Here is a 21,997-nt window from a genome sequence, read left to right as displayed (position 1 = left end):
CTTATTTTTCATTACCCAAGCGCGCAATTTCCTCACTGAACTCGCGAATATCTTCAAAAGAGCGATAAACCGAGGCAAAACGCACATAAGCTACTTTATCTAATTCTTTTAATTGTTCCATGATGATATTGCCGAGCAGCTCACTCGATACTTCTCGCTCACCGGTAGCACGTAGCTTTGATTTGACTTTATTAATAGACAGTTCGACTTGTTCGACACTTACCGGGCGTTTTTCTAGTGCTCGCACTAAACCATTACGCATTTTATCTTCATTGAAAGGTTCACGTGAACCATCATTTTTGATAATACGTGGCATCACTAATTCAGCGGTTTCAAAGGTAGTGTAACGCTCATGACAAGCTAGACATTCGCGGCGACGACGAACTTGATGACCGTCAGAGACCAAACGAGAGTCAATAACTTTGGTGTCTACCGCTCGACAAAAAGGACAATACATGGAAAGCTCCAATAAAGGTTATACCAATGCCAAGAAGTATATTCCATCTCTTAATGGCTTCGGTACGCTCGGCACATAGCTCTGTTTAACTGACAGAAACAATAATGGCCGCTAATGCGGCCATTTTAGTCTAATTAAGCTATTGTTACATTAACTTATTTATCGCGATAGCCATTCGACTCCAAGTGCCAAAGCTATATCACTTAAGACTCTGAAGTCGTCAGCTTAATTTATGCGTAAACAGGGAAGCGTGAACAAAGTTCTTTGACACTGGCTTTCACATCAGTAATCGTCTGTTCATTGTTAATATCATCTAAAATATCACAAATCCAACCCGTTAATGCTTGTGTTTCAACAACGCCAAAACCACGACGCGTAATAGCCGGAGTACCTAAACGTAAACCAGAAGTTACAAACGGAGAACGTGGGTCGTTAGGTACTGAATTTTTATTTACCGTAATGTGAGCTCGGCCTAATGCAGCATCAGCATCTTTACCTGTAATATCTTTATCAATTAAATCAAGTAACAACAAATGATTTTCAGTGCCGTTAGAAACAACTTTATAACCACGTTCTTGAAGAACAGCAACCATGGCTTTAGCATTGTCTAAAACATTCTGTTGATAAACTTTAAACTCAGGCTCTAATGCTTCTTTAAATGCGACCGCTTTAGCAGCAATAATGTGCATTAATGGGCCACCTTGGCCACCAGGGAAAACAGCAGAGTTTAATTTTTTATAGATAGCTTCATCATCACAACCCGAAATAATTAAACCACCACGAGGGCCGGCTAATGTTTTATGGGTCGTTGTCGTAACCACATGGGCATGTGGCACTGGATTTGGATATAAACCCGCAGCAATTAAACCAGCAACATGAGCCATATCAACAAAGAAGTATGCGCCAACACCGTCAGCGATTTTACGCATACGCGCCCAATCGACAACACCAGAGAAGGCAGAAAAACCACCAATGATCATTTCTGGTTTATGTTCTTGTGCTAAACGTTCCATTTCTTCGTAATCAATATCACCTGTTTCTGGGTGAAGACCGTATTGAAATGCTTCGTAAGACTTACCAGAAAAACTGACATGAGAACCATGCGTTAAATGGCCACCGTGCGCTAAACTCATCCCTAACACTTTGCCACCTGGCGTCACAAGTGCTTGGAAAACAGCAGCGTTAGCTTGAGAACCCGCATGAGGTTGCACGTTCGCGTAAGTCGCGCCAAATAATTCTTTTGCACGGTCTATCGCTAACTGCTCAGCGATATCTACGTATTCACAACCACCGTAGTAACGTTTCCCTGGGTAACCTTCAGCATATTTATTGGTTAATTGAGAACCTTGTGCTTCAAGAACACGCGGGCTACAGTAATTTTCAGAAGCAATAAGTTCGATGTGCTCTTCTTGGCGAACTTTCTCATTGCTCATCGCTTGATAAAGTTCCGGATCAAAATCAGCAATATTCATATCACGTGTAAACATGGTTTTTCCTCAATTATTCAGCCTTGGCTGTTACAGACAATTGTCTAATGGATAGCAAAATTTATGCGGCGTATATTGCCTGAAATCAGCTTAGTTGTACACGGATAAAGGTACAAGTTTTAGCTCATTTAGTAATCTAATATGCCAAGAATGTTGCTATTATTTTCGATAAAAACTTTAAAAGCTCTAATCAACGTTACTAGCCAACAGAATATAACGAAGAAAAAAACCAATAACAAGGAATTTAAAACAGATTAATAAACAATAAACAAAATATAATATAGCTTACCAAGTAATAATCAGTGTTTATTTTGTTAAAACGTCATTTAGTTGTTTTAGCTCTTTTTGCCTTTTTATATAAAAATGCTGACTGACCAACCAAATACTCACCAGCAATATATTCAGAATAGCCAGCCCAACAATGGGCGATTTTTCTACTTGCTCGGTTACAGCAAAAACATACCAATTGGCAAAGGGCCCAATAATGAAACAAGAGAGCTTTATTAACTTAATGTAGCTAATAGACGACTGACAACCGACAATGGCATGTTCAATGGCTTTATCAGGGCTGCCACAATTTATTTTCCATGCCGATAAACGGGCTTTAGTGGCAAATATTACAAAAATAATGGACAGAATACCGCCACCAGCTAAGTAAATAATGGTTGCATGATCTTTGGAGTCACTAAGCCACATATAGGTAGCAGCAAACAACATAGCCAGCGTAGCCATAATATCTATGACTAATAAAGATTTAGCCCACACAGTTCTTTGCTTTGTTTGCTTAAGTAAACGGTTAATATCGGTTTTAATAATAGGTTGGCTTTGCCAGTCTTGGCTCATCTGCGCCCATTGCGCATCAATTACCGAACTATCAAGTGCTTTAGTCGCCTTATTCTTGGGTAAGGTTGTAACATCAAGCAGCGCCTCTGCTTGACTTTGGCTAGATAAAGTCACTTTACTCTTTTCATGTAACAGGGAATCTTTTTCGTTCATACCGCCTCCATTAACTTGCTCAAAGCGATTTTTGCGCGTTGTAAACGCACACCAACAAGGTTAACAGATATGACTAAAATATCGGCAATCTCTTGATAACTCATACCTTCGAGCGCTAAAGTGATCACTTGCTGCTGCTCTAGTTTAAGTTGCCGAATAGATTGAGCTAAACGTTGTTGTCTACGTTGTTTATCTAAGCTCTGAGGGGGTGTAGGTTGAATTTTATCTTGCTCTGTATCTTGGCAAATATCATCAATACTTTGCGCTACCTTAACGGTTCTCACCGCTTTGGCAACATGCGTCGCTAAAACGTTATGAGCAATACGAGCGACAAAAGTTTTTACCGTACAATCATGTCTAAAGCTAGGTAGTGCCCGCCAAAGATTAAGGGCTATCTCTTGAAAAAGCTCATCTTGAATTGCCGGCTTTGCTTCAAAGCCGGTAATAATATGACGGAGTAATTTTTCATACTCTGTCATCCATTGGGTGAATGTTTGCTGATAATTTGCAGTACGGTTCAAAGAATAACTCAATATATGTTGATACGCCGCTTTAGTACGGTCTTGTTGCTGTAATGTTAATTCTATCGAGTTATTCATCTTAATACCAATTCAGCGTATTGTCATAAAGATCAACTTAATGACATCACCACTTTCTCTGATTTTAATTTGTGCGCCAGCGCCAGCACTAATGCCACGGTCATCGCCACCGTAATTGCGGTTGTACTCGCAAGTACTGCCCAATCGACAGGTAAACCTTTGAAGACATCTTCCATCAACATTGATTGTCCTGAAATAGGTAACCAATTCACCCACTCAGGTTTGTCATCAATCATCATAATGGCAAACGGTACCATGGCAGGTAGCATAATCAGCATAGAGACAGTTGACTGCGCTTCTTTAAAACTTTTCGCTTGAAACGAAAAGAATAATTGTAATGCTGTTGCAAAAAAACATAGCGGAATAAGTAGCAGTAATAAGGCGGCAATGCTAAAAGCATTTAAGCTAAAAGTTGCCCCTATTTTAGTCAGGTCAATAAAACCAACAGAAACGGTGGTTAATACCAACATGATGACAATAGACAATACTGAAATAGCACTGGCACAGGTCATTTTCGCCAACACTATTTTAAGGGTACTGACTGGCTGGCATAATAGCATCTCTAAAACATTACGTTCTCGCTCACCGGCACTCGAGTCAATGGCGATTGATAGCCCGGAAACAAAAGCGCCCATCAGTAAGTAGATCCCTAAAAACATCGAGACCATCACTGCATTGCTGGTTGGAAGTGCTGTATCTTGCTCTTGCAAAACAATAGGTTGTAATAAATTAATATCAACACCTCTCACCAATAAACGCTTGTACCCAATAGCCAGTGAATACTCGCGCACCACTTCTTTTACTCTTCGGATCGGCGAACTTGACGCTTTTTTACCAAAATCTGCACGTAAAACCACGTCTATCGCCTTACCCGCTAACATTTTTTCGGCAAAATCTTTTGGTATATCCACTTCAATATTACGTTCTTGCCATGCGTATTTTTCGTCTTCAGGCACATTGGCAAATTGTAAAATATTATTGACTGCAAATTTTTCAATCAATTTTGGTGCAAATTCAGCACCGGTAAATTGCACATAAATCGGTGGGTTATCAACGATTTCTTTAATCATGGTTTTTGATATTACCATGATCATTATTGGCGCAAGTAAGCCCATACTTAACGCTACCATCAAGGCACGTTTATCACGAAAGGCTTCTCTTAATTCTTTAATTAATAACGCTTTAAACTGGATCATGCGGCAACTCCTTCATCTGAACCAATTAATTTAACAAAGGCATCTTCTAATAATTTTTCACCGGCTAAATCACATAACTCTTGTGGTGTACCTTGGGCAGCTAATTTACCGTTAGAAACAATAATGACTCGATCACATAAAGCGGCAACTTCTTGCATGACATGTGATGAAAATAAAATACAATGGCCCTTCTCTTTAAATTTGGCTAAGTGATTACGCAAAACTCGTGTACTCATTACATCGAGACCACGGGTAGGTTCATCAAGCACAAAGTTTTTCGGTTGATGCACTAAAGCCTGAGCTAACGTCACTTTCATCCGCTGGCCTTGCGAAAAGCCTACCGTTTTACGGTGCGCTAATTCTTCCATTTCTAAATCTTTAAATATTTGTACAATCGCCGCTTTTTTCTTCGCTCCTTGCATGCCATGAAGGCTGGCAAAATAGTCCACCTGTTCATAGGCAGTTAAACGTTCGTACAAACCAAATTTGTCGGGAAAAATACCTAATCGTTGCCTAACCGCCAAAGGGTCTTCTAAAACATTAATACCATCGACCAATACCGAACCTTCATCAGCTTTTAGCAAACCATAAAGAGTACGTAAGCAAGTCGTTTTACCCGCACCATTTGGTCCTAAAATACCAGTGATCTCACCATTTTTCGCTGTAAACGACAAACCATCTAGGGCTTTTACCATATTTTTTTTATCGATAAAGCTTTTATGTAAATTGTTAACTTCAATCATAATAATTATATCCTTATAGGTTGCCGTTTAAATGCGTCATAAATGTTTCACTTTTTAACTCAGCTAAACACGACTCATCTAAATTCTTCGGATCGAGTGTTTCGATAAACTCATTAACAATCTCAATACCGCAAGGCGTTGAAGCAACAATGTGTGCACTATTTTTAGAAACAATGTGGTGATTATTAGGTAAGGTTTTCGCAGATTCATCACCGTTACTCGGCGGTGTTACTGGGTCTAAATTTCCTGATAAAATAAGTGTTGGGATATTAGCGGTAACACTTTGATAGAAGTCCTCACTCACCGCATACTTAGGCCATAACGGACACGCTTGCAGCCAAGCACTATGACTATCATTGCCACCAAAGGTATTGTCGGCATCGCCAGCAAACATCTCAGTAGTAATTTTAGGAAAGTCTTCATTGCAGACAACATTTAACGTTAAGCCTACATACATACCCATGCCCCCTTCTGACATAGCAATTAAACCTACCATAGGTTGATAGTTACCTAAAAAAGCCTGATGTATAACCAAGGGCACTAAAGGTCGTGTTTGCATAGAGTATAGTTGCATGCGTAAATTACTAATAAACTTACTACGACTTAATACGAAATCAGTCTTTGTACCTAAGCGGGGATGAGCTATTTTAATATTTACCGGCGCTTGTTCTAGTCGAGTAATAACCGCTTTAAAGTCATCTTTTAATGATGGATAAGCAGTGTTACAACTTTCGTCTTGTTGGCAATTGTCGAGTAATAAATTAAATGAACGCGCGGAACTTTGACCAAAAGTACCAATAGGCACTTCAATCGGACCAACACTATCAAGTACCACACTTTTAAGGGCATTAGGGAAAAGGCGCATATAAACCAAAGCGGCACGTGTGCCATAAGAGCCACCATAGATATTAATTTTGTCATGGCCGAGCGCAACCCGAACTGCATCAAAGTCACGAATAGCATTTTCTGAATTATATTGACTTAAGTCGCCTGTAAATTGTGCGATACAGTCTTTGATTTCTTGTGGCGAAAAGTCTTCAGGTATAATTTCATAAGCGTTGCTTACTTCATTTTCATCACACGCTAAAGGATGTGATTTCCCCGTTCCCCGTTGATCCACTAAAATAATGTCATGCGACTTTTTAATTTCAGCAAAAGTACTAAATATATGCGCGGCTAATTCAACCGATGCTTGACCAGGGCCACCCGCTAAAAACATTAATGGGGTTTTATTTTGACTGCTATCAATAGCCGGTAGTACCGCAAAGTTAACGGTTATTGTTTCACCATCAGGTAAACTATAATTTTCAGGTACTTGTAATGTGCCACATTGAACTTGTGACTTAATGCCTTTTAAGTGGCAGTTTTCTAAAGTTAAAATTTCTTTATTATTTTTTTGTGTATCATTATTATCAGCCAAGAGTAGCGAGCTAAAACTCAGTAAACTTAATGCTAAAAGGCTTTGCCATTTTATGTTCATTATTTTATTCCTTTTAAAATATCGAACCTATAGTCTCAGCCTGAGGTGTTTTATTACAGTTTATTTTAATAAAGTTAAATTTACTTTTAAGTGATTGTTTATATATGATATTTAGCCGTATTATTTTAAGCAAAGATTGGTGGTTTCGACCAAGGCACCGTATTCCTGAGCGCTAAGCCTTCATCCAGAACAATACACAGTCATCCTGATACTTAAATACAGTTTTCTGTTCCAGACAAACACTAAGTCCCTACTTATGATGAGTCTGGAACTAAAATGACGTGCAGGAAGCACTAATGCAGCGAAGGCATGGATGCCTAAGAACTGTCCTGACCATACGTCGTTCATTGCCATCCATGGCACCACGACATACCGTACATCCTGACCATTCGTCGTTCATTGCCATCCATGGCACCACGACATACCGTACATCCTGACCATTCGTCGTTCATTGCCATCCATGGCACCACGACATACCGTACATCCTGACCATTCGTCGTTCATTGCCATCCATGGCACCACGACATACCGTACATCCTGACCATTCGTCGTTCATTGCCATCCATGGCACCACGACATACCGTACATCCTGTACATAAAAAAACCGAATAACAATGAATGCTATTCGGTTTTTTACTTCTAGAGAAAACTGTTTTTAATCGTGATTAGAACTGGTTAGAGGTGTTGTTCTCGCCACCTGCTTTAAGTGCGTTCTCACCAGCAAAGTATTCTTTGTGATCATCACCCATGTCAGAGCCTGACATGTTTTGATGTTTAACACAGGCAATACCTTGACGAATTTCTTTACGTTGTACACCTTCAACATAACCAAGCATCGCCGCATCGCCAAAGTATTCTTTAGCTAAGTTATCTACAGACAATGCTGTTGTATGATAAGTAGGAAGTGTGATTAAGTGATGGAAAATACCCGCTTTGCGTGAAGTCTCAGCTTGGAAACTGCGGATTTTATCATCTGCTGATGCCGCTAACTCAGTCGTATCGTAATCAACATTCATTAAATCACCACGTACATAGTTAGATACATCTTCACCTGCAGCAACCATAGCGTCAAACGCTTGCTGGCGGAAGTTTAATGTCCAGTTGAATGATGGGCTGTTGTTGTAAACAAGTTTAGCATTTGGAATTTCTTTACGAACTTCATCCATCATGGCCGTGATATCGGCAACGTTAGGTGTCGCTGTTTCTATCCATAACAAATCAGCGCCGGCTTTAATTGCTTCGATGCTGTCAAATACACAACGTTCTTCACCAGTACCTTGACGGAATTGGTATAAACCAGAAGGTAAACGTTTAGGACGAACAAGTTTACCGTCACGGTTAAAGCATACATCGCCTTCAGCCATGTCAGCTACGTCAATTTCTTCAACATCTAAGAAAGAGTTATAGATATCACCTTGATCGCCTGGCGTTTTAACAACTGCGATTTCTTTAGTCAGGCCAGCACCTTCAGAGTCAGTACGTGAAACGATAATACCGTTGTCGATACCTAGTTCAAGGAATGCATGACGTAAGGCACGAATTTTTGAATGAAAATCTGCATGAGGAACCGTAACTTTACCATCTTGATGACCACATTGCTTTTCATCAGCAACTTGGTTTTCGATTTGAAGAGCACAAGCGCCCGCTTCAATCATTTGCTTAGCCATAAGGTAAGTGGCTTCTGCATTACCAAAACCAGCGTCGATGTCAGCAATAATTGGTACAACGTGTGTAACATGGTTATCAATCTTATCTTGAATTGCGGCTTTATCAGCGGCACTTGCTGCGTCTAGGTCGCGAAAAAGACCACCTAGTTCACGTGCATCGGCTTGGCGAAGGAAAGTATAAAGTTCTTTAACTAAAGCAGCTACAGATGTTTTTTCGTGCATTGATTGATCAGGAAGAGGACCTAATTCTGAGCGAAGTGCTGCAACCATCCAACCTGAAAGGTATAAGTAACGACGGTCTGTTTTACCACCAAAATGTTTCTTAATAGAAATCATTTTTTGTTGGCCAACAAAACCGTGCCAGCAACCTAAAGACTGAGTATACTTAGAGCTATCAGCATCATAAGCATCCATATCGCGACGCATAATGTCTGCAGTATATTGAGCGATATCTAAACCAGTTTTGAATTTATTCTGTGCTCGCATACGAGCTATTGACTCAGGATTAATAGTATCCCACGAGGTACCTGCATTTGCTTTAATCGCTTTAACCGCTTCTATTGCATTTTGATAATTAGACATAGCACTCTCCAAGAGTCTTGTAATATTTTTAAAAGGTCTTGTTAGCTTCAACACTTAAAATAAAAAGTAAAAATTAAAGCAAACACACCGAACAAGACAAAGTCTAGAACATCCTGAGAGTATTCTTGAAATATATAATATCAATCACTACCATTCACAAGATAAATACCAAGTGTAAAAATAATAATTGTACTTTCTTTTCAATAACTAACGAGCATAAATATCAGTATTACCCGTTAAAAAGGTGATAAATATTTTTATTCAACACTGAAAACTTCTTGATTTATTTTTCTGCCCATGACATATACATTAGTTATATTATTTCTGTTGGTCATAAAAACTATGAATATTGCTAAAATCGATCTAAATCTACTTATTTACCTTGATGTTTTACTAAGAGAAAAAAATGTTACTCGTTCAGCAAGCCAGCTTAATATTACCCAACCGGCAATGAGTAACGGTTTAAAAAGACTAAGAAACTTATTTAATGATCCGATATTAGTAAGAACATCTGATGGCATGGTACCAACAGAACGCTCGCGCGCTTTAGCACCGGTGATCAGAAAAATTTTATTAGAACTTGAAGAAGCACTGCAGGGCGAAGAAGAGTTTAATGAAAAGCACAGTCAACGCGTTTTCCGCATTATGGCAAGTGATTATGCAGCTTCAACGTTACTGCCAAGTTTATTAAGAAAAATAAATGAAATTGCGCCGAATGTGACTATTGATATTATGACGCCAAGTGACGTAACTTTTCATGACGTTGAAGCCGGAAAAATTGATATGGCGATTAACCGCTTTGATGAATTACCACAGTCTTTTCATCAGAAAACTATCTGGCGTGATTCATTCTCATGTTTGTTAAGTGCTAATAGCCCTTATGTTGCTGAATTCAATTTAGACACTTATCTGTCATCAAAGCATGTTTGGGTGTCTAAAACTGGCTTTGGGGTTGGCGTGGGTATGGATCCCAAGGACGTACAAAAATTGGGTTGGGTAGATGAAGCTTTAGCGCGTTTAGGTAAACAACGAGATATAAAGGTTTTTACCCGTAATTATCATGTTGCCATGCAACTCGCTCATGAAGATGGCTTAATCGCGACTTTACCAACAAAAGCGGCTTTATTACACAAAGATGATAATAAATATACTATTGTAGATCCCCCTTTTGACATTCCTGATATCGAATTAAAAATGATTTGGAGCCCGTTATTACATCATGACGCTAGTCATATATGGTTTAGACAATTGGTTATTGAAGCGGCAGCACAAGGGTAATATCACGCGATGTTTAGTCATATAATCTACAGTATATTTTCGGTAGGGCTTTGTTTATTAACAGGAAAAGTGATTGAGGCTTTCCTGCCGATCCTCCCTGCAAGTTTATATGGCATGATGATATTTACCATGTTACTCCATTTCAAAATACTTAATGCTAAGCGCATTCAACCTTGTATTGAATGGGCGTTGGCTAATATGGCCGTTTGTTTTGTTCCGGCGGGTGTTGGCATCATTAATCATTTTGAGTTAATCAAAGCGCATGGTTTTACCTTAGTGACCATTATTTTTTTCACTACCTTTTTATTACTCACTTTTGTTGGCCTTGTTTATCAGCGACAACTTAATCGACAACAATTAACAGCAATTAAAGAGCAAAGTAAGTGATAAGCCCGACCCTAATATCAATGATAAGCGCTGCCTTATTTTTCATACTGCTTACCCTTGCGGTTTATCACAGCTATGCCAAATTGCAGCAAAAACTACAAAAAGCATGGTTAAATCCAATGCTATTATCGATTCTAACGCTGATCCCATTTTTGTTACTATTTAACATTCCTTTTGAACAATATTACCAAGCAACCACCTCATTAAATAAACTCTTAGAGCCTGCGGTTGTGGCTTTGGGCTTCCCGTTATACCAGCATCTGCAAACCATAAAAAAACAATGGCGACATATAATGGTACTATTATTGGTCGGGGTATTTATCGCAATATCGATAAGTTTTATTATTACCTTATTGACTATTAATCAATACGATATTGCCGTATCACTTTCTTTGAAGTCGGTAACAACTCCGATTGGCATAGCATTAACAGAACAGCTCAATGGCAGTAACTCAATCACCGCATTTGCGATAATTTTAGCTGGATTATTTGGCGCGTTATTAGGCCCACCTTGGCTATCATTAATTAAGGTCACCTCACCTAAAGCACAAGGCTTAGCTATTGGCGCGGCTAGCCATGCGTTGGGAACCGCGACAATTAGCAAAGTGAGTTATGAACATGCTGCCTACAGTTCATTGGCTTTGATTATTTCAGCGGTTATCTCTGCCATTTTTAGCCCCATGATCATTAATACCTTGGCCCATTTTTTACAATAACCACCAACAAAAATTGCACTATCTAGGATGATCATCATTAATACTCTATTACAGCTTTACAATAATATTGTTTATAAAAATAATTAAAGCTCTTTATCAAAACTACATTCACAGAAAAAACAAATCAAACAACTTACATTCACAGCACTTATGGTAGCTATTATTAATAACAATAATTAGCTATTGGGTTATTTTTGATAAAATAAAAAACTAAATAGTCTATAGTTATCATTTAGATATAATAAAAACCAATCATCAAAACACAAAAGCAATAACTAATTTTTTTAGGAAACTTTTTTCAGCTCTTGCATGAAAAAATAATACCTCCTACATTGCACTTAGATACTGTTATTAATTATCTTTAATCCCTTTTTAGAAAGAGGATTAAAATACATTTATGATAAAAATATTTACGCCATCGTTAAATATTCAAATAAAAGTTGCGTAAATGATTGCACAAGAGGAAATATGATGACCCCGTACATAAAGATCCAAAATATCCAAGTAGCGCAATGTTTACATCAGTTTATTGAACAAGATGTACTTCCTCATAGCCTAATTTCACCAACAGATTTTTGGCAAAACTTCTCAACAATCATTGAAAAATTAACGCCGATAAATAAAGCTTTGTTGGCTACACGTGATGATTTACAAGCAAGTATAGATGGTTGGCATCAGAATAATTTTGGCGATAACTTCGATTTTTCATCATATAAACAGTTTTTAAAAGACATTAACTACCTAGTACCTGAGGTTGATGACTTTACCATAACAACCGAAAACGTAGATGCTGAGTTAGCAACGATGGCGGGCCCACAACTCGTGGTACCCATAATGAACGCTAGATTTGCTATTAACGCCGTTAATGCACGTTGGGGAAGTTTATATGACGCCCTTTATGGTAGCGACGTGATATCAGCAGAAAATGGGGCTGAAAACGCTGGTGGCTATAATGCTGTTCGTGGTCAAAAGGTTATTGAATTTGCCCGACAATTTTTAGATCAAAGTATTCCATTAATGGCTGGCAGTCACGTCCAAGCGAAGCACTACAAAATATCTGATACTCATTTAACGGTTACACTTGAAAGTGGCGAAACCGTTAGACTTGAAAACGGCGATGCTTTTAAAGGTTATCAAGGCGCAATAGATGCACCAAGCGCACTATTATTTGCACATAATGGTTTACACTTTGAAATTAACTTTGATGAAAACAGTGTAATCGCAAAAAGTGATCAAGCAGGTATTTCTGACATCACCCTTGAGTCGGCTTTAACAACCATTATGGATTGTGAAGACTCTGTCGCGGCGGTAGATGCTGATGATAAAGTAATCGCTTATAAAAACTGGTTAGGCTTAATGCAAGGTAACTTAACCACAGACTTAATCAAAAATGGCAAAACGATTCAACGCACTATGGCGGTTGACAGACAGTATCAGCAAACTGATGGCGCGAATTTAACGCTAAAAGGCCGTAGTTTAATGTTTGTTCGTAATGTCGGCCATTTAATGACAAACAATGCCATTTTATTAGCCGATGGCTCTGAAGTACCAGAAGGTATTATTGATGCCATGGTAACCTCACTCATCGCTAGTCTCAATTTACAGCAAACGGCAGATACCAAGACTTTTTGTAATAGTGCAGAAAAATCTATTTATATTGTTAAACCCAAAATGCATGGTCCAGAAGAAGTCGCTTTTGCGAATACTTTATTTGAACAAGTCGAAGATGCCTTAGCGTTAACAAGAAACACCATAAAAATGGGCATAATGGATGAAGAGCGTCGCACAAGTGTCAATTTAAAGGCTTGTATCGCTCAAGCTAAGTCTCGTGTGGTCTTTATTAACACCGGCTTTTTAGACCGTACCGGTGATGAAATTCATACGTCGATGGCGGCAGGTATTATCGCTAAAAAAGCAGATATCAAGCTAACACCCTGGATAAGTGCTTATGAAGATAATAATGTTGATGTGGGCTTAGCCTGTGGCTTTAGCGGCAAAGCACAAATTGGTAAAGGTATGTGGCCAATCCCTGATCAAATGTTGAATATGCTAGCCACTAAAATAAATCACGTACAAGCTGGGGCAAATACCGCTTGGGTACCGTCTCCAACAGCAGCAACTTTGCATGCCTTACACTATCATAGAGAGAATGTTTTCGCGCTTCAGAAAAAGTTAATGCTACGCACTCCAGCTAACTTAGATGATATCTTAACTATCCCACTGGCAAAAGACACCAACTGGAGTGAGCAGGAGATCTCTGATGAACTCGATAATAACGCTCAGGGTATTTTAGGCTACGTTGTGCGATGGATTGATCAAGGTGTCGGTTGTTCAAAAGTGCTTGATATTAATAATGTCGGTTTAATGGAAGATAGAGCAACTTTACGTATCTCTAGTCAACATATGGCCAATTGGATGAAGCATAAAGTTTGTAGTGAAAAACAAGTGTTAGCCAGTTTGAAAAAGATGGCTAAAACGGTTGATAGCCAAAATAAAAATGATGCTAACTATCAACCAATGGCAAGTAACTTTGAAAAGAGTATCGCTTTTAAAGCCGCTTGCGATTTAGTGTTTTTAGGCACGACACAAGTTAATGGTTATACCGAGCCCTTATTACATAGTTACCGACTAAAAGTGAAGCAACTCGCTTAATCTATTGATTTTCAGTCTCTAAAAAAGAAATATTAATTTTAATTTTAATATTTCTTTTTTTATTTTAGCTCAATGAAACTTTTTCCCGCAATGACCTGTCTACCTAGCTAACACTCATTTAGTGATAAGTTGTCGTGATAAATAAAGGTTAACAGCTATTAAACTCAAATTTTTGGCCTTTGAACTTATATCACTAGCTATATATTTTTTAACAATTTATAGTTGGAGTGTAAACATTCTAGTTACAATTTCAATAAAATAGTAACGGTAACATTGTTTTCAATAGAGAAGTTTTGTAGTCAATGCTCTGTGAATTTATAAGACGAGGATCGCAACATGAAATCACATATTAAAACGCTAGCGTTAAGTGCCATATTCAGCATCATTGGATTGTGCTGTACCCTTTCGACTGCTTCAGCAGAATCAAGTAACCCCAAGATGAACAAAGCACTAACCACTATCACTTATATGTTTGCTTTTCCTAAAGTAGCTAATGAAGGTGGCGCAAAAGAAAAGCCATTACTAAAACCAGACAATGGCTTACAAGAGCTCAACACATGCACAACAACCACTAAAAATGAATATTTTGAGTTGGCCATCATTTTTAATGATAAATTACAGCAGTTGATTTCAACTTTATTTGTTGACGATAAAGCTAACACTCATGAGATACCGTTACAGCAATTAACTCAGCTAGATTAAACGCAGACGACTATTTTTAAATATGTTAAACCAGACATTACCCTAAGTTAGCAGTAAAAAAAAAGCCTCAAGGGCTTTTTGTTGTTCCAATGACCGAGTAAAGTTTAGGCTTCAAGTTCACCTTTTTTCTTCTTTCTCGGTACCCTAAATTAGAACCTGCTTTTGTAGCTAAGCAATACATCAATTTAGACTTCATTTACTAACAATATAAGTATGGCTCGTAATGCCAAGTTACAGCAATTAGCTCAACTAGATTAAACGCAGACAACTATTTTTAAATATGTTAAACCAGACATTACCCTAAGTTAGCAGTAAAAAAAAAGCCTCAAGGGCTTTTTGTTGTTCCTATGACCGAGTAAAGTTTAGGCTTCAAGTTCACCTTTTTTCTTCTTTATCGGTACCCTAACCTCAAAGCTACAGCCTTCTTTTGTATCTAGACATTTAATAGTGCCTTTTAATTTTGCATCCACTAAATTATATACAATATTCATTCCTAGGCCTGAGCCCCCTTGGCCACGTTTAGTGGTTACAAACGGATCAAATATACGGTTAACAACAGTGCTATCTAATCCCTTGCCGTTATCACTATAAGTCAGTGTTAAAAAGCCATCATCCTCAACAAACTTTATTGATATCTCGCCATTTTCTCTTTCGTCAAAACCATGAATGTGTGAATTAGTTAAAAAATTTGTCAGAATTTGATTCCATGCACTTGGATAAGTGATTAAATTAAGTTTTTCATCTATTTCAATATTAATGATATATTTTTTACGTTTAAACAGTGTTTTTACCGTATTAACAACATCGTTAACATGACTGGATAAATTAATCTTCAACTCTGGGTCTGTGTGTTGCTCAACAGCAACTGATTTAAAACCTCGAATTAATTCAACCGCTTTGTTTAAACTCCTTTCAATAATATTTTGGTATTCAATTAGCAGACCCAATGTTTTGGTTAAGTGGGATTTGGTCAGATTTTCAGTCTCTACCGAATGGTTTAATTCCAAGACCTTCTCTTTTAACGCCGTTATTGAGGTCACACAGATACCCAATGGCGTATTGACTTCATGCGCAACACCAGCGACCAATTGCCCTAGAGAGGCCATTTTTTCTGATTGCACTAGTTGATCTTTTGCTAACGTTAAGTCATCTAAGGATTGTTGTAATTGTTTATTGCTCGAAGCCAATTTAGCCGTTCGGTCATAAACCTTTACTTCAAGTTCGCCATTAAGGTTAATCAAGGCATTTTCAGCATCTTCCAGCTTTAAAATATCGTTTTTTAAGGTGGTACGCATATTGTTAATCGTTTCTGCAAGCTCATCGAGTTCGTCTTTGGCTTTTGGACGAGAGCTTAATACTAAAGGAGTATCTATTTTATCAGCAGCGACTTGTTGCGAGTAATAAGTAATATGATAAATATGACGAGTGATAAGCCAATGAACAATAAAAATAATAAAAAATGCGACAATAAAAATCTTGATCACTTCTGCGGTTAAAATAAAGCCCGCTTGCTGCCACAGTCGTTGATAGATATCTTTATAACTTGCAGTAACAATAAGCAAACCAATATCGTTTTCACTGTAAAATATCGGATACTCCACCACTTTATCAGCGGATATATTTTCATCACCAAATTGATAAGTTTTACCAAAGCCGGTGACAATTTTAACATGGCTAATATCGGGTAATTTTACAATACCTTGAATTTGTTGTTGAACTAACGGCTCGTTAAAATCCCACAGACTGGTCGATATGGACTGAAGATAACTTGTTTCAACATTGCTAAATCGTTGATCTAACGTGGTAAGACTTTCATGATAGTTAACATACAATTGAATAAAAGCTGAGCTGATAGATAACACCGAACTACATAGCAAAATGTAAATAAGTACTCTACGGCTTAATTTACTATTAAAGGATCCAGATTTTTCCATTTATCACACCATCAATAAAGCAGTAAAATAGATACGACTATTTGTATTACTTAAAACAAGTTTTATGACATCATTTAAATATTGATCTGGTTTAATGTCAATAGAAATAACCACGTAAACCTATCAATAAAAAATAACACAGGCGTATTTAACGAACTAAGTGTTATTTACTGGCAATAACATATTGAGCAACAAGTTTAGCGGCGCTAATATTTTCTAATACATATCCTACCAATTTCATAATAGTGATATCTGCTATTTTTCGTTCGAAAACATAATATTTATCACACAGAGATAATAAGTCAGCTTTAAGATGTTCAGCAACTATAACCTTAGCTTGTAACCGAAGAGCTAAATCGCCGGTGTCATATAAGGCGCTAAAAATATTATCAACACAAATGTGTGAGTGTAGTAAACATAGATCATCCATTTCACGCGTTTCGGGTCGGTAAGCTTCAACCATATCTAAATGTTGACCTTTTTGTACCATTTACCAACAATAAATCATTCAGTACTTAGCCTAGCACAAGAAATAATATCCGCCTTATTGATGTAGTCTTTTAAATTTTCAATCGCTTAACAATAGCTATCTTGGTATTTTACTTGCTGAGAAAGAAGCTGAGTTTTAACTAAGCTTTTACCCATACATAGGCTACTTTTAATTGCACAAGCACTCGCATGTGCCGCTATTAATTATGATGCCAGAGCACCTTACCAATAATATGTTAAGCGTCACTATTTGCTTTAAAAAGCGATCGATACGCTAATGAAGAAGTTGCCGCGGTGCTCTTTACAGTCAGTGATGGTTCATCAATACTGACTTTTAAAACGCCTGCTTTAACATTAAACAATAAACACATACCTTGAATTAAGGGAAGTTAATGAAGGGACAACAGGGGCACAGTAATAAGTTTAATGCAAATAATATCAAGCACTTGCCATACAAGCATTTCCAAAGCGCTTTTTTCGACTTACCGATGGGATGTTAATATCGAAATGTAACAAGGAAGCACGGTAAAATTTTGTAAAAGCGCCTTGCAAAGCATCAATAAATGTTCGCTATAATAAAGTCTAGTTTAGCGTTTCTGCGGAGGTAGTTTCTTTAATATTTTTATCATGGTTGATTAAAGAATAATATTAATTATTAGATAAACAATCATGATTAAATACTTTATAGCCAAACTTATTTAAGGGCTTTAGGCTAATGTTTTATATTTAGGTATCCGTCTCATTATTGCGCTGCTCAGCATAACAATTAATGCAGGAAATGCGGCATAGAGCATGGTTATTAATATTGACTGACTAAAGAGTATCGCTAAAATAATAAAGCCTAAACTTGGTAACATTAACCAAAAAGTATGCTCACTTGCACAAACATTGAAAAAGCTACGCATAATAAAAATAATAGCACCCGTTAACAAGAATGCGGTAAAAGCGGTTACCACACCAGCATGGTAGTTAAGTATAAAATGGGGGTAGGAATGAAATACTTCAGATATGGGAGCAGAAACCCCAAAACTCACTAACCAAAAAAACGTGCCTGCAATTAGGCAGCCGAAGTTAAACGACCACAACTTTTTATTTATAGATACCACTAACGATCCTTACTTTTACTATTATTATTATTTTTATATATTTTTTATATATTTTTTATTAATTTTCGTTATTCATCCTTTTTATATCCCATGTATAGTTTTTAATCAAGCTGAATAAAAAACACGCTCATTATCATTAAGTTCAGTTAAAATATATATCCATTTAAAATTCAATAATAAAAGTGCGTTATAATAAATTTTTGCTATACAACTTAGGATCAAACCTTGAACAAATTTGCAGCCATAATTTTTGTTTTATTATTATCGTGTGGTGCTGCGCTATGGTTTTTAGCCAGTGACTCTTTAAATTTTCATATTAAAAATCAACTACAGAGTATTGGTTCGCAACTAAGCCAACAAAAAGTAACGGTTGAAAATGTCACTGTCCATGGGTACCAGGGTACAGGCACCATTACCAAGTTTGTTATAAGCCCAACACCATTGTCGAATATTGCGACAACTAAAGAATCGACACTGAGCATTGCTGCCATTAATTTAGTGATTGACCGTGACAGTTTAAAAGAAGATATCATTATTATCGAGAGTATTACTATTGATGGCTTGAGTGCTTTTCTTCATTACAACGAAAATGGTAACAGCTTTAAAGAATTACTCGCAACAGTACAAAAAAATATTGCTCAATTCACCCTCAAAGACAACAGTATTGAAAGTCCCCAACAAATTAAAATAACGCCTCGTTTTTTAAAGGTGACTAAAATCACGGTAAACTCGGCAGTACTTAATTTAATAGGTGATAAAGACGCAGCAATAATCACTAAAAAATTACCTAGCTTTGCATTGAAAAGTATTGATAACGAAGCAGGTAGCCCAGGTGAAACTATTGGTATTAAATTATTTGAAGAATTACTGATCGCATTAAATAACCAAGCAGCTTTACTTACTAAAACTTTGTAAAACTTGAATTAGTCAACTAACCCAGCTAATAATAACTTACTCTTTAATTTTTTATCCCTATTTGAACAAGGTAGTAAAATGCAAACGTCATTAACGCCAGCAAATTTCATTTGCATCATACTTATCAATGCAGCTTTATTGTTATCTCCTATTACCAGCGATGCTCGAGATATAGAAATAACCCCCTTTGTTGGGCAAATGTTCAGTGCTGATCTCATCAACAGCCAAAACGGCACTCGCGTTGTTGTTGCTGATGATACAAATTATGGTTTAGCAATCGCTTGGCAGGATTCACCTAATGGTCAGGGACAAATATTACTTAATACCGTTAGCCACGACTTTATCAGTAGTACAGATTTCCAAGAGCATTCCTTCGATGTTAGCTACTTGCATTTCAGTGGTGTTACCCAACTTAAACAGCAAAATTATGTCACTACCATTTCGCTAGGTATCGGCGCCAGCTATTTTGAAACTGACAGTAAAGACAAAATCTACCCCTCCCTCACTATGGCTTTTGGCACGCGCTACGAACTATCAAATAATGTCGCTCTTGTTACAGAGCTTCGAGGTTATGCAAGTTATATAGAAGAAGATAATCAGTTATTTTGTCAAGAAAGTATCTGCCATGCTTTGTTAGAAGATGGTCTGTGGCTTGATGGAAGTATTTCTGTTGGTTTAGCTATTAAGTTTTAGTCATAGTTTATAAACCATTTCATTATCAACGTCATTACCTATTTATTATCGATAGCATAGATAGAGTAAACCTGCGGTTTTAATTAACATAGCGATCATTTTTTGACCTAGCCAGTGTTGCACACAAAATTCCCATAAAAACTTAATCTGATTAAAAACAGAGCTTTAAATGTGATAATAGCTGTAGGGCTTGAACAAAGATTCTTTGGGAGAAATTTTAAAAAGAAGCTGTATTAAACTCACTCGTTGTAAATTAAGTCCGATAAAGTACTTTAATGACATGCCAGCCAAATTTAGTTTTAACAAGATGAGGTTCTAATATTGCGCCGTTAAAGGCTATTTTATCAAACTGAGGTACCATTTGACCTCGTCTAAACTCGCCTAAATCACCGCCTTTTTTACCCGATGGACATGACGAATGTTTTTTAGCTAATGTTTGAAACTTAGCGCCTTTAGCTAGTTGCTTAATAATATCTTCTGCAATTTCTTTATGCTTAACTAAAATGTGAAGTGCATGCGCTGTTGATGCCATATTGAAACCTTTTTAATACTATCTAATAAACACGCATATTATAGCGGCTTATGACTCATCTATTTGAATATTATCTTTCGGAAATAAAAAAACCCCGACTCTTTCGAATCAGGGCTTTCTATATATGGTACCGCAGGACGGACTTGAACCGTCACTTCTTTCGAAACCGGATTTTGAATCCGGCGTGTCTACCAATTCCACCACTGCGGCTTAAATATTTTTCGTAGTAGCTACCAAAAATTTAAACTGTTTATCAAGAACGCCAGAGCATTAATGAATCTGCTCGGCATTATACGAAAATAACTTTATTAAGCAATAGTTTTTATTCCTCGTTGGTGTGTATGTTTATTATTTGGTCTATTTTGAGCTATTTAGACCTGTATAACTTTAAATGTGGGCCTAAGTTAGTCAACAGATTGAATTTAATCCTCAACAACCGACTCAGCTATACTCCTCGCTGATTGAAAATAAACTGCTTAATATATAAACAAGTCATTTGATCCCAATCTAAAGTGATTCTTGTGTGGTATAACATAGCTATGGAGTGAGCTTAGTAACAATTTACTTACTGTAAATTGATAATTCCATATGGAGAAATATTATGAAAACCTTAATAAGCAATTCGAAAAAAGTACTTATACCCTTAATTATGGGAAGTGTTTTTGCTGGAAATGTTATGGCCGCAGGCCCCTATGCGGTTGAACTTGGCGAAGCAGGTACTTTCACCATATTGAGTAAATCTGGCATTACTGATGTTTATCCGTCTGCTGTAACTGGTAATGTCGGTACTAGCCCAATTACCGGCGCTGCGCTTTTACTCAACTGTGATGAAGTATCCGGCGCTGTATATACGGTTGACTCTGCTGGTCCACTGCCCTGCTCGATAAACTCGCCCTACATTTTGGGATTAGCGGTTAGTGATATGGGCATTGCCTACAATGACGCTGCAGGTAGAGTACCCGCTGATCATACCGAACTTGGTGCCGGAGAGATTGGTGGCCTAACACTAAAGCCCGGTGTTTATAAATGGTCTTCTGATGTAAACATCAGTACAGATGTTACTTTTAATGGCACTATGGATGATGTCTGGATCATGCAAATATCGGGTAATTTAAATCAGGAAAATGCCAAGCGAGTCACTTTAACGGGTGGAGCTTTAGCCAAAAACATTTTCTGGCAAGTAGCTGGCTATACCGCACTTGGCACTTATGCATCTTTTGAAGGTATCGTACTCAGCAAAACCTTGATTTCTGTTAATACTGGAACCACTGTCAACGGTAGACTATTGGCTCAAACTGCGGTCACATTGCAAAAAAACACCATTAACGCACCGACTGAGCAATATATAGAAGACGCACCTCAATAACAGCTTAGAGGAAAGCCGCT

Annotated in this window: 20 protein-coding genes and 1 tRNA gene; 8 read left to right on the top strand and 13 right to left on the bottom strand. The window is 37.4% G+C overall.

Features of this window, described 5'->3' with window-relative positions; all coding sequences use genetic code 11:
* Position 1: 1 nt before the first annotated feature.
* The 8 genes from nrdR to ESZ26_RS00355 all read right to left on the bottom strand — a co-directional run bounded on the left by nrdR (position 2) and on the right by ESZ26_RS00355 (position 9,207).
* Positions 2 to 457, bottom strand: a complete 456-nt coding sequence (gene nrdR, locus ESZ26_RS00390) for a transcriptional regulator NrdR (RefSeq protein ID WP_146795977.1) — start codon at positions 455 to 457, stop codon at positions 2 to 4.
* A 230-nt stretch (positions 458 to 687) separates the two neighbouring features.
* Complete coding sequence (glyA, locus tag ESZ26_RS00385; RefSeq protein WP_146795974.1) at positions 688 to 1,944, bottom strand: serine hydroxymethyltransferase; 1,257 nt, start codon at positions 1,942 to 1,944, stop codon at positions 688 to 690.
* Between the two features lie 306 nt (positions 1,945 to 2,250).
* Entirely contained in the window at positions 2,251 to 2,940 is a 690-nt protein-coding gene (locus tag ESZ26_RS00380; protein ID WP_146795970.1) for a hypothetical protein, read from the bottom strand.
* Complete coding sequence (locus tag ESZ26_RS00375) at positions 2,937 to 3,539, bottom strand: RNA polymerase sigma factor (RefSeq protein ID WP_146795967.1); 603 nt, start codon at positions 3,537 to 3,539, stop codon at positions 2,937 to 2,939. The genes ESZ26_RS00380 and ESZ26_RS00375 overlap by 4 nt, the downstream gene beginning before the upstream one ends.
* Positions 3,540 to 3,571: 32 nt before the next feature.
* Positions 3,572 to 4,735: an ABC transporter permease gene (locus tag ESZ26_RS00370; protein WP_146795964.1), complete on the bottom strand. Its 1,164-nt coding sequence runs from the start codon at positions 4,733 to 4,735 to the stop codon at positions 3,572 to 3,574.
* Positions 4,732 to 5,478 (bottom strand): ABC transporter ATP-binding protein, encoded by a 747-nt coding sequence (locus tag ESZ26_RS00365; RefSeq protein WP_146795962.1) that lies wholly within the window; start codon positions 5,476 to 5,478, stop codon positions 4,732 to 4,734. Before ESZ26_RS00365 ends, ESZ26_RS00370 begins: the two co-directional genes overlap by 4 nt.
* A 13-nt stretch (positions 5,479 to 5,491) precedes the next feature.
* Positions 5,492 to 6,958 (bottom strand): alpha/beta fold hydrolase, encoded by a 1,467-nt coding sequence (locus tag ESZ26_RS00360; protein ID WP_146795959.1) that lies wholly within the window; start codon positions 6,956 to 6,958, stop codon positions 5,492 to 5,494.
* Between the two features lie 665 nt (positions 6,959 to 7,623).
* Complete coding sequence (locus tag ESZ26_RS00355) at positions 7,624 to 9,207, bottom strand: isocitrate lyase (protein WP_146795956.1); 1,584 nt, start codon at positions 9,205 to 9,207, stop codon at positions 7,624 to 7,626.
* Between the two features lie 342 nt (positions 9,208 to 9,549).
* On the opposite strand from ESZ26_RS00355, the gene ESZ26_RS00350 reads away from it, so the two are divergent.
* The 5 genes from ESZ26_RS00350 (at position 9,550) to ESZ26_RS00330 (ending at position 14,942) form a co-directional block, all read left to right on the top strand.
* Positions 9,550 to 10,485: a LysR family transcriptional regulator gene (locus ESZ26_RS00350; protein WP_146795953.1), complete on the top strand. Its 936-nt coding sequence runs from the start codon at positions 9,550 to 9,552 to the stop codon at positions 10,483 to 10,485.
* Positions 10,486 to 10,494: 9 nt separating this feature from the next.
* A complete protein-coding gene (locus ESZ26_RS00345; protein WP_146795950.1) occupies positions 10,495 to 10,872 on the top strand; it encodes a CidA/LrgA family protein in 378 nt (125 codons plus the stop codon).
* On the top strand, positions 10,869 to 11,588 hold the full coding sequence (locus ESZ26_RS00340) for an LrgB family protein (protein WP_223271637.1): 720 nt from the start codon (positions 10,869 to 10,871) through the stop codon (positions 11,586 to 11,588). The genes ESZ26_RS00345 and ESZ26_RS00340 overlap by 4 nt, the downstream gene beginning before the upstream one ends.
* Before the next feature lie 471 nt (positions 11,589 to 12,059).
* Positions 12,060 to 14,240, top strand: coding sequence for a malate synthase G (locus ESZ26_RS00335; RefSeq protein WP_146795947.1), 2,181 nt, complete (start codon positions 12,060 to 12,062; stop codon positions 14,238 to 14,240).
* Positions 14,241 to 14,576: 336 nt separating this feature from the next.
* Positions 14,577 to 14,942 (top strand): hypothetical protein, encoded by a 366-nt coding sequence (locus tag ESZ26_RS00330; RefSeq protein WP_146795945.1) that lies wholly within the window; start codon positions 14,577 to 14,579, stop codon positions 14,940 to 14,942.
* A 362-nt stretch (positions 14,943 to 15,304) separates the two neighbouring features.
* On the opposite strand, the gene ESZ26_RS00325 is transcribed toward ESZ26_RS00330, so the two are convergent.
* The 3 genes from ESZ26_RS00325 to ESZ26_RS00315 all read right to left on the bottom strand — a co-directional run bounded on the left by ESZ26_RS00325 (position 15,305) and on the right by ESZ26_RS00315 (position 18,471).
* On the bottom strand, positions 15,305 to 16,876 hold the full coding sequence (locus ESZ26_RS00325; protein ID WP_146795942.1) for an ATP-binding protein: 1,572 nt from the start codon (positions 16,874 to 16,876) through the stop codon (positions 15,305 to 15,307).
* 163 nt (positions 16,877 to 17,039) lie between these two features.
* Positions 17,040 to 17,366, bottom strand: coding sequence for a hypothetical protein (locus ESZ26_RS00320; RefSeq protein ID WP_146795940.1), 327 nt, complete (start codon positions 17,364 to 17,366; stop codon positions 17,040 to 17,042).
* Positions 17,367 to 18,072: 706 nt separating this feature from the next.
* Positions 18,073 to 18,471, bottom strand: coding sequence for a hypothetical protein (locus ESZ26_RS00315; RefSeq protein WP_146795937.1), 399 nt, complete (start codon positions 18,469 to 18,471; stop codon positions 18,073 to 18,075).
* Positions 18,472 to 18,696: 225 nt separating this feature from the next.
* On the opposite strand from ESZ26_RS00315, the gene ESZ26_RS00310 reads away from it, so the two are divergent.
* Complete coding sequence (locus ESZ26_RS00310) at positions 18,697 to 19,386, top strand: hypothetical protein (RefSeq protein WP_146795935.1); 690 nt, start codon at positions 18,697 to 18,699, stop codon at positions 19,384 to 19,386.
* 78 nt (positions 19,387 to 19,464) lie between these two features.
* A complete protein-coding gene (locus ESZ26_RS00305; protein ID WP_146795932.1) occupies positions 19,465 to 20,079 on the top strand; it encodes a hypothetical protein in 615 nt (204 codons plus the stop codon).
* Positions 20,080 to 20,332: 253 nt separating this feature from the next.
* Here the strand turns inward: ESZ26_RS00305 and ppiC are convergent, their stop codons facing one another.
* Positions 20,333 to 20,611, bottom strand: a complete 279-nt coding sequence (gene ppiC, locus ESZ26_RS00300) for a peptidylprolyl isomerase PpiC (protein ID WP_146795930.1) — start codon at positions 20,609 to 20,611, stop codon at positions 20,333 to 20,335.
* Between the two features lie 125 nt (positions 20,612 to 20,736).
* Positions 20,737 to 20,821, bottom strand: a tRNA-Leu gene (locus tag ESZ26_RS00295).
* Positions 20,822 to 21,212: 391 nt separating this feature from the next.
* On the opposite strand from ESZ26_RS00295, the gene ESZ26_RS00290 reads away from it, so the two are divergent.
* On the top strand, positions 21,213 to 21,977 hold the full coding sequence (locus ESZ26_RS00290; RefSeq protein ID WP_146795928.1) for an ice-binding family protein: 765 nt from the start codon (positions 21,213 to 21,215) through the stop codon (positions 21,975 to 21,977).
* The last annotated feature ends 20 nt before the right edge of the window (positions 21,978 to 21,997 follow it).

Source organism: Colwellia hornerae (assembly GCF_007954355.1).
Taxonomy (GTDB): domain Bacteria; phylum Pseudomonadota; class Gammaproteobacteria; order Enterobacterales; family Alteromonadaceae; genus Colwellia_A; species Colwellia_A hornerae.
Note: the sequence above shows the minus strand (reverse complement) of the source record. Positions and strands in the feature narration are given on the sequence as shown.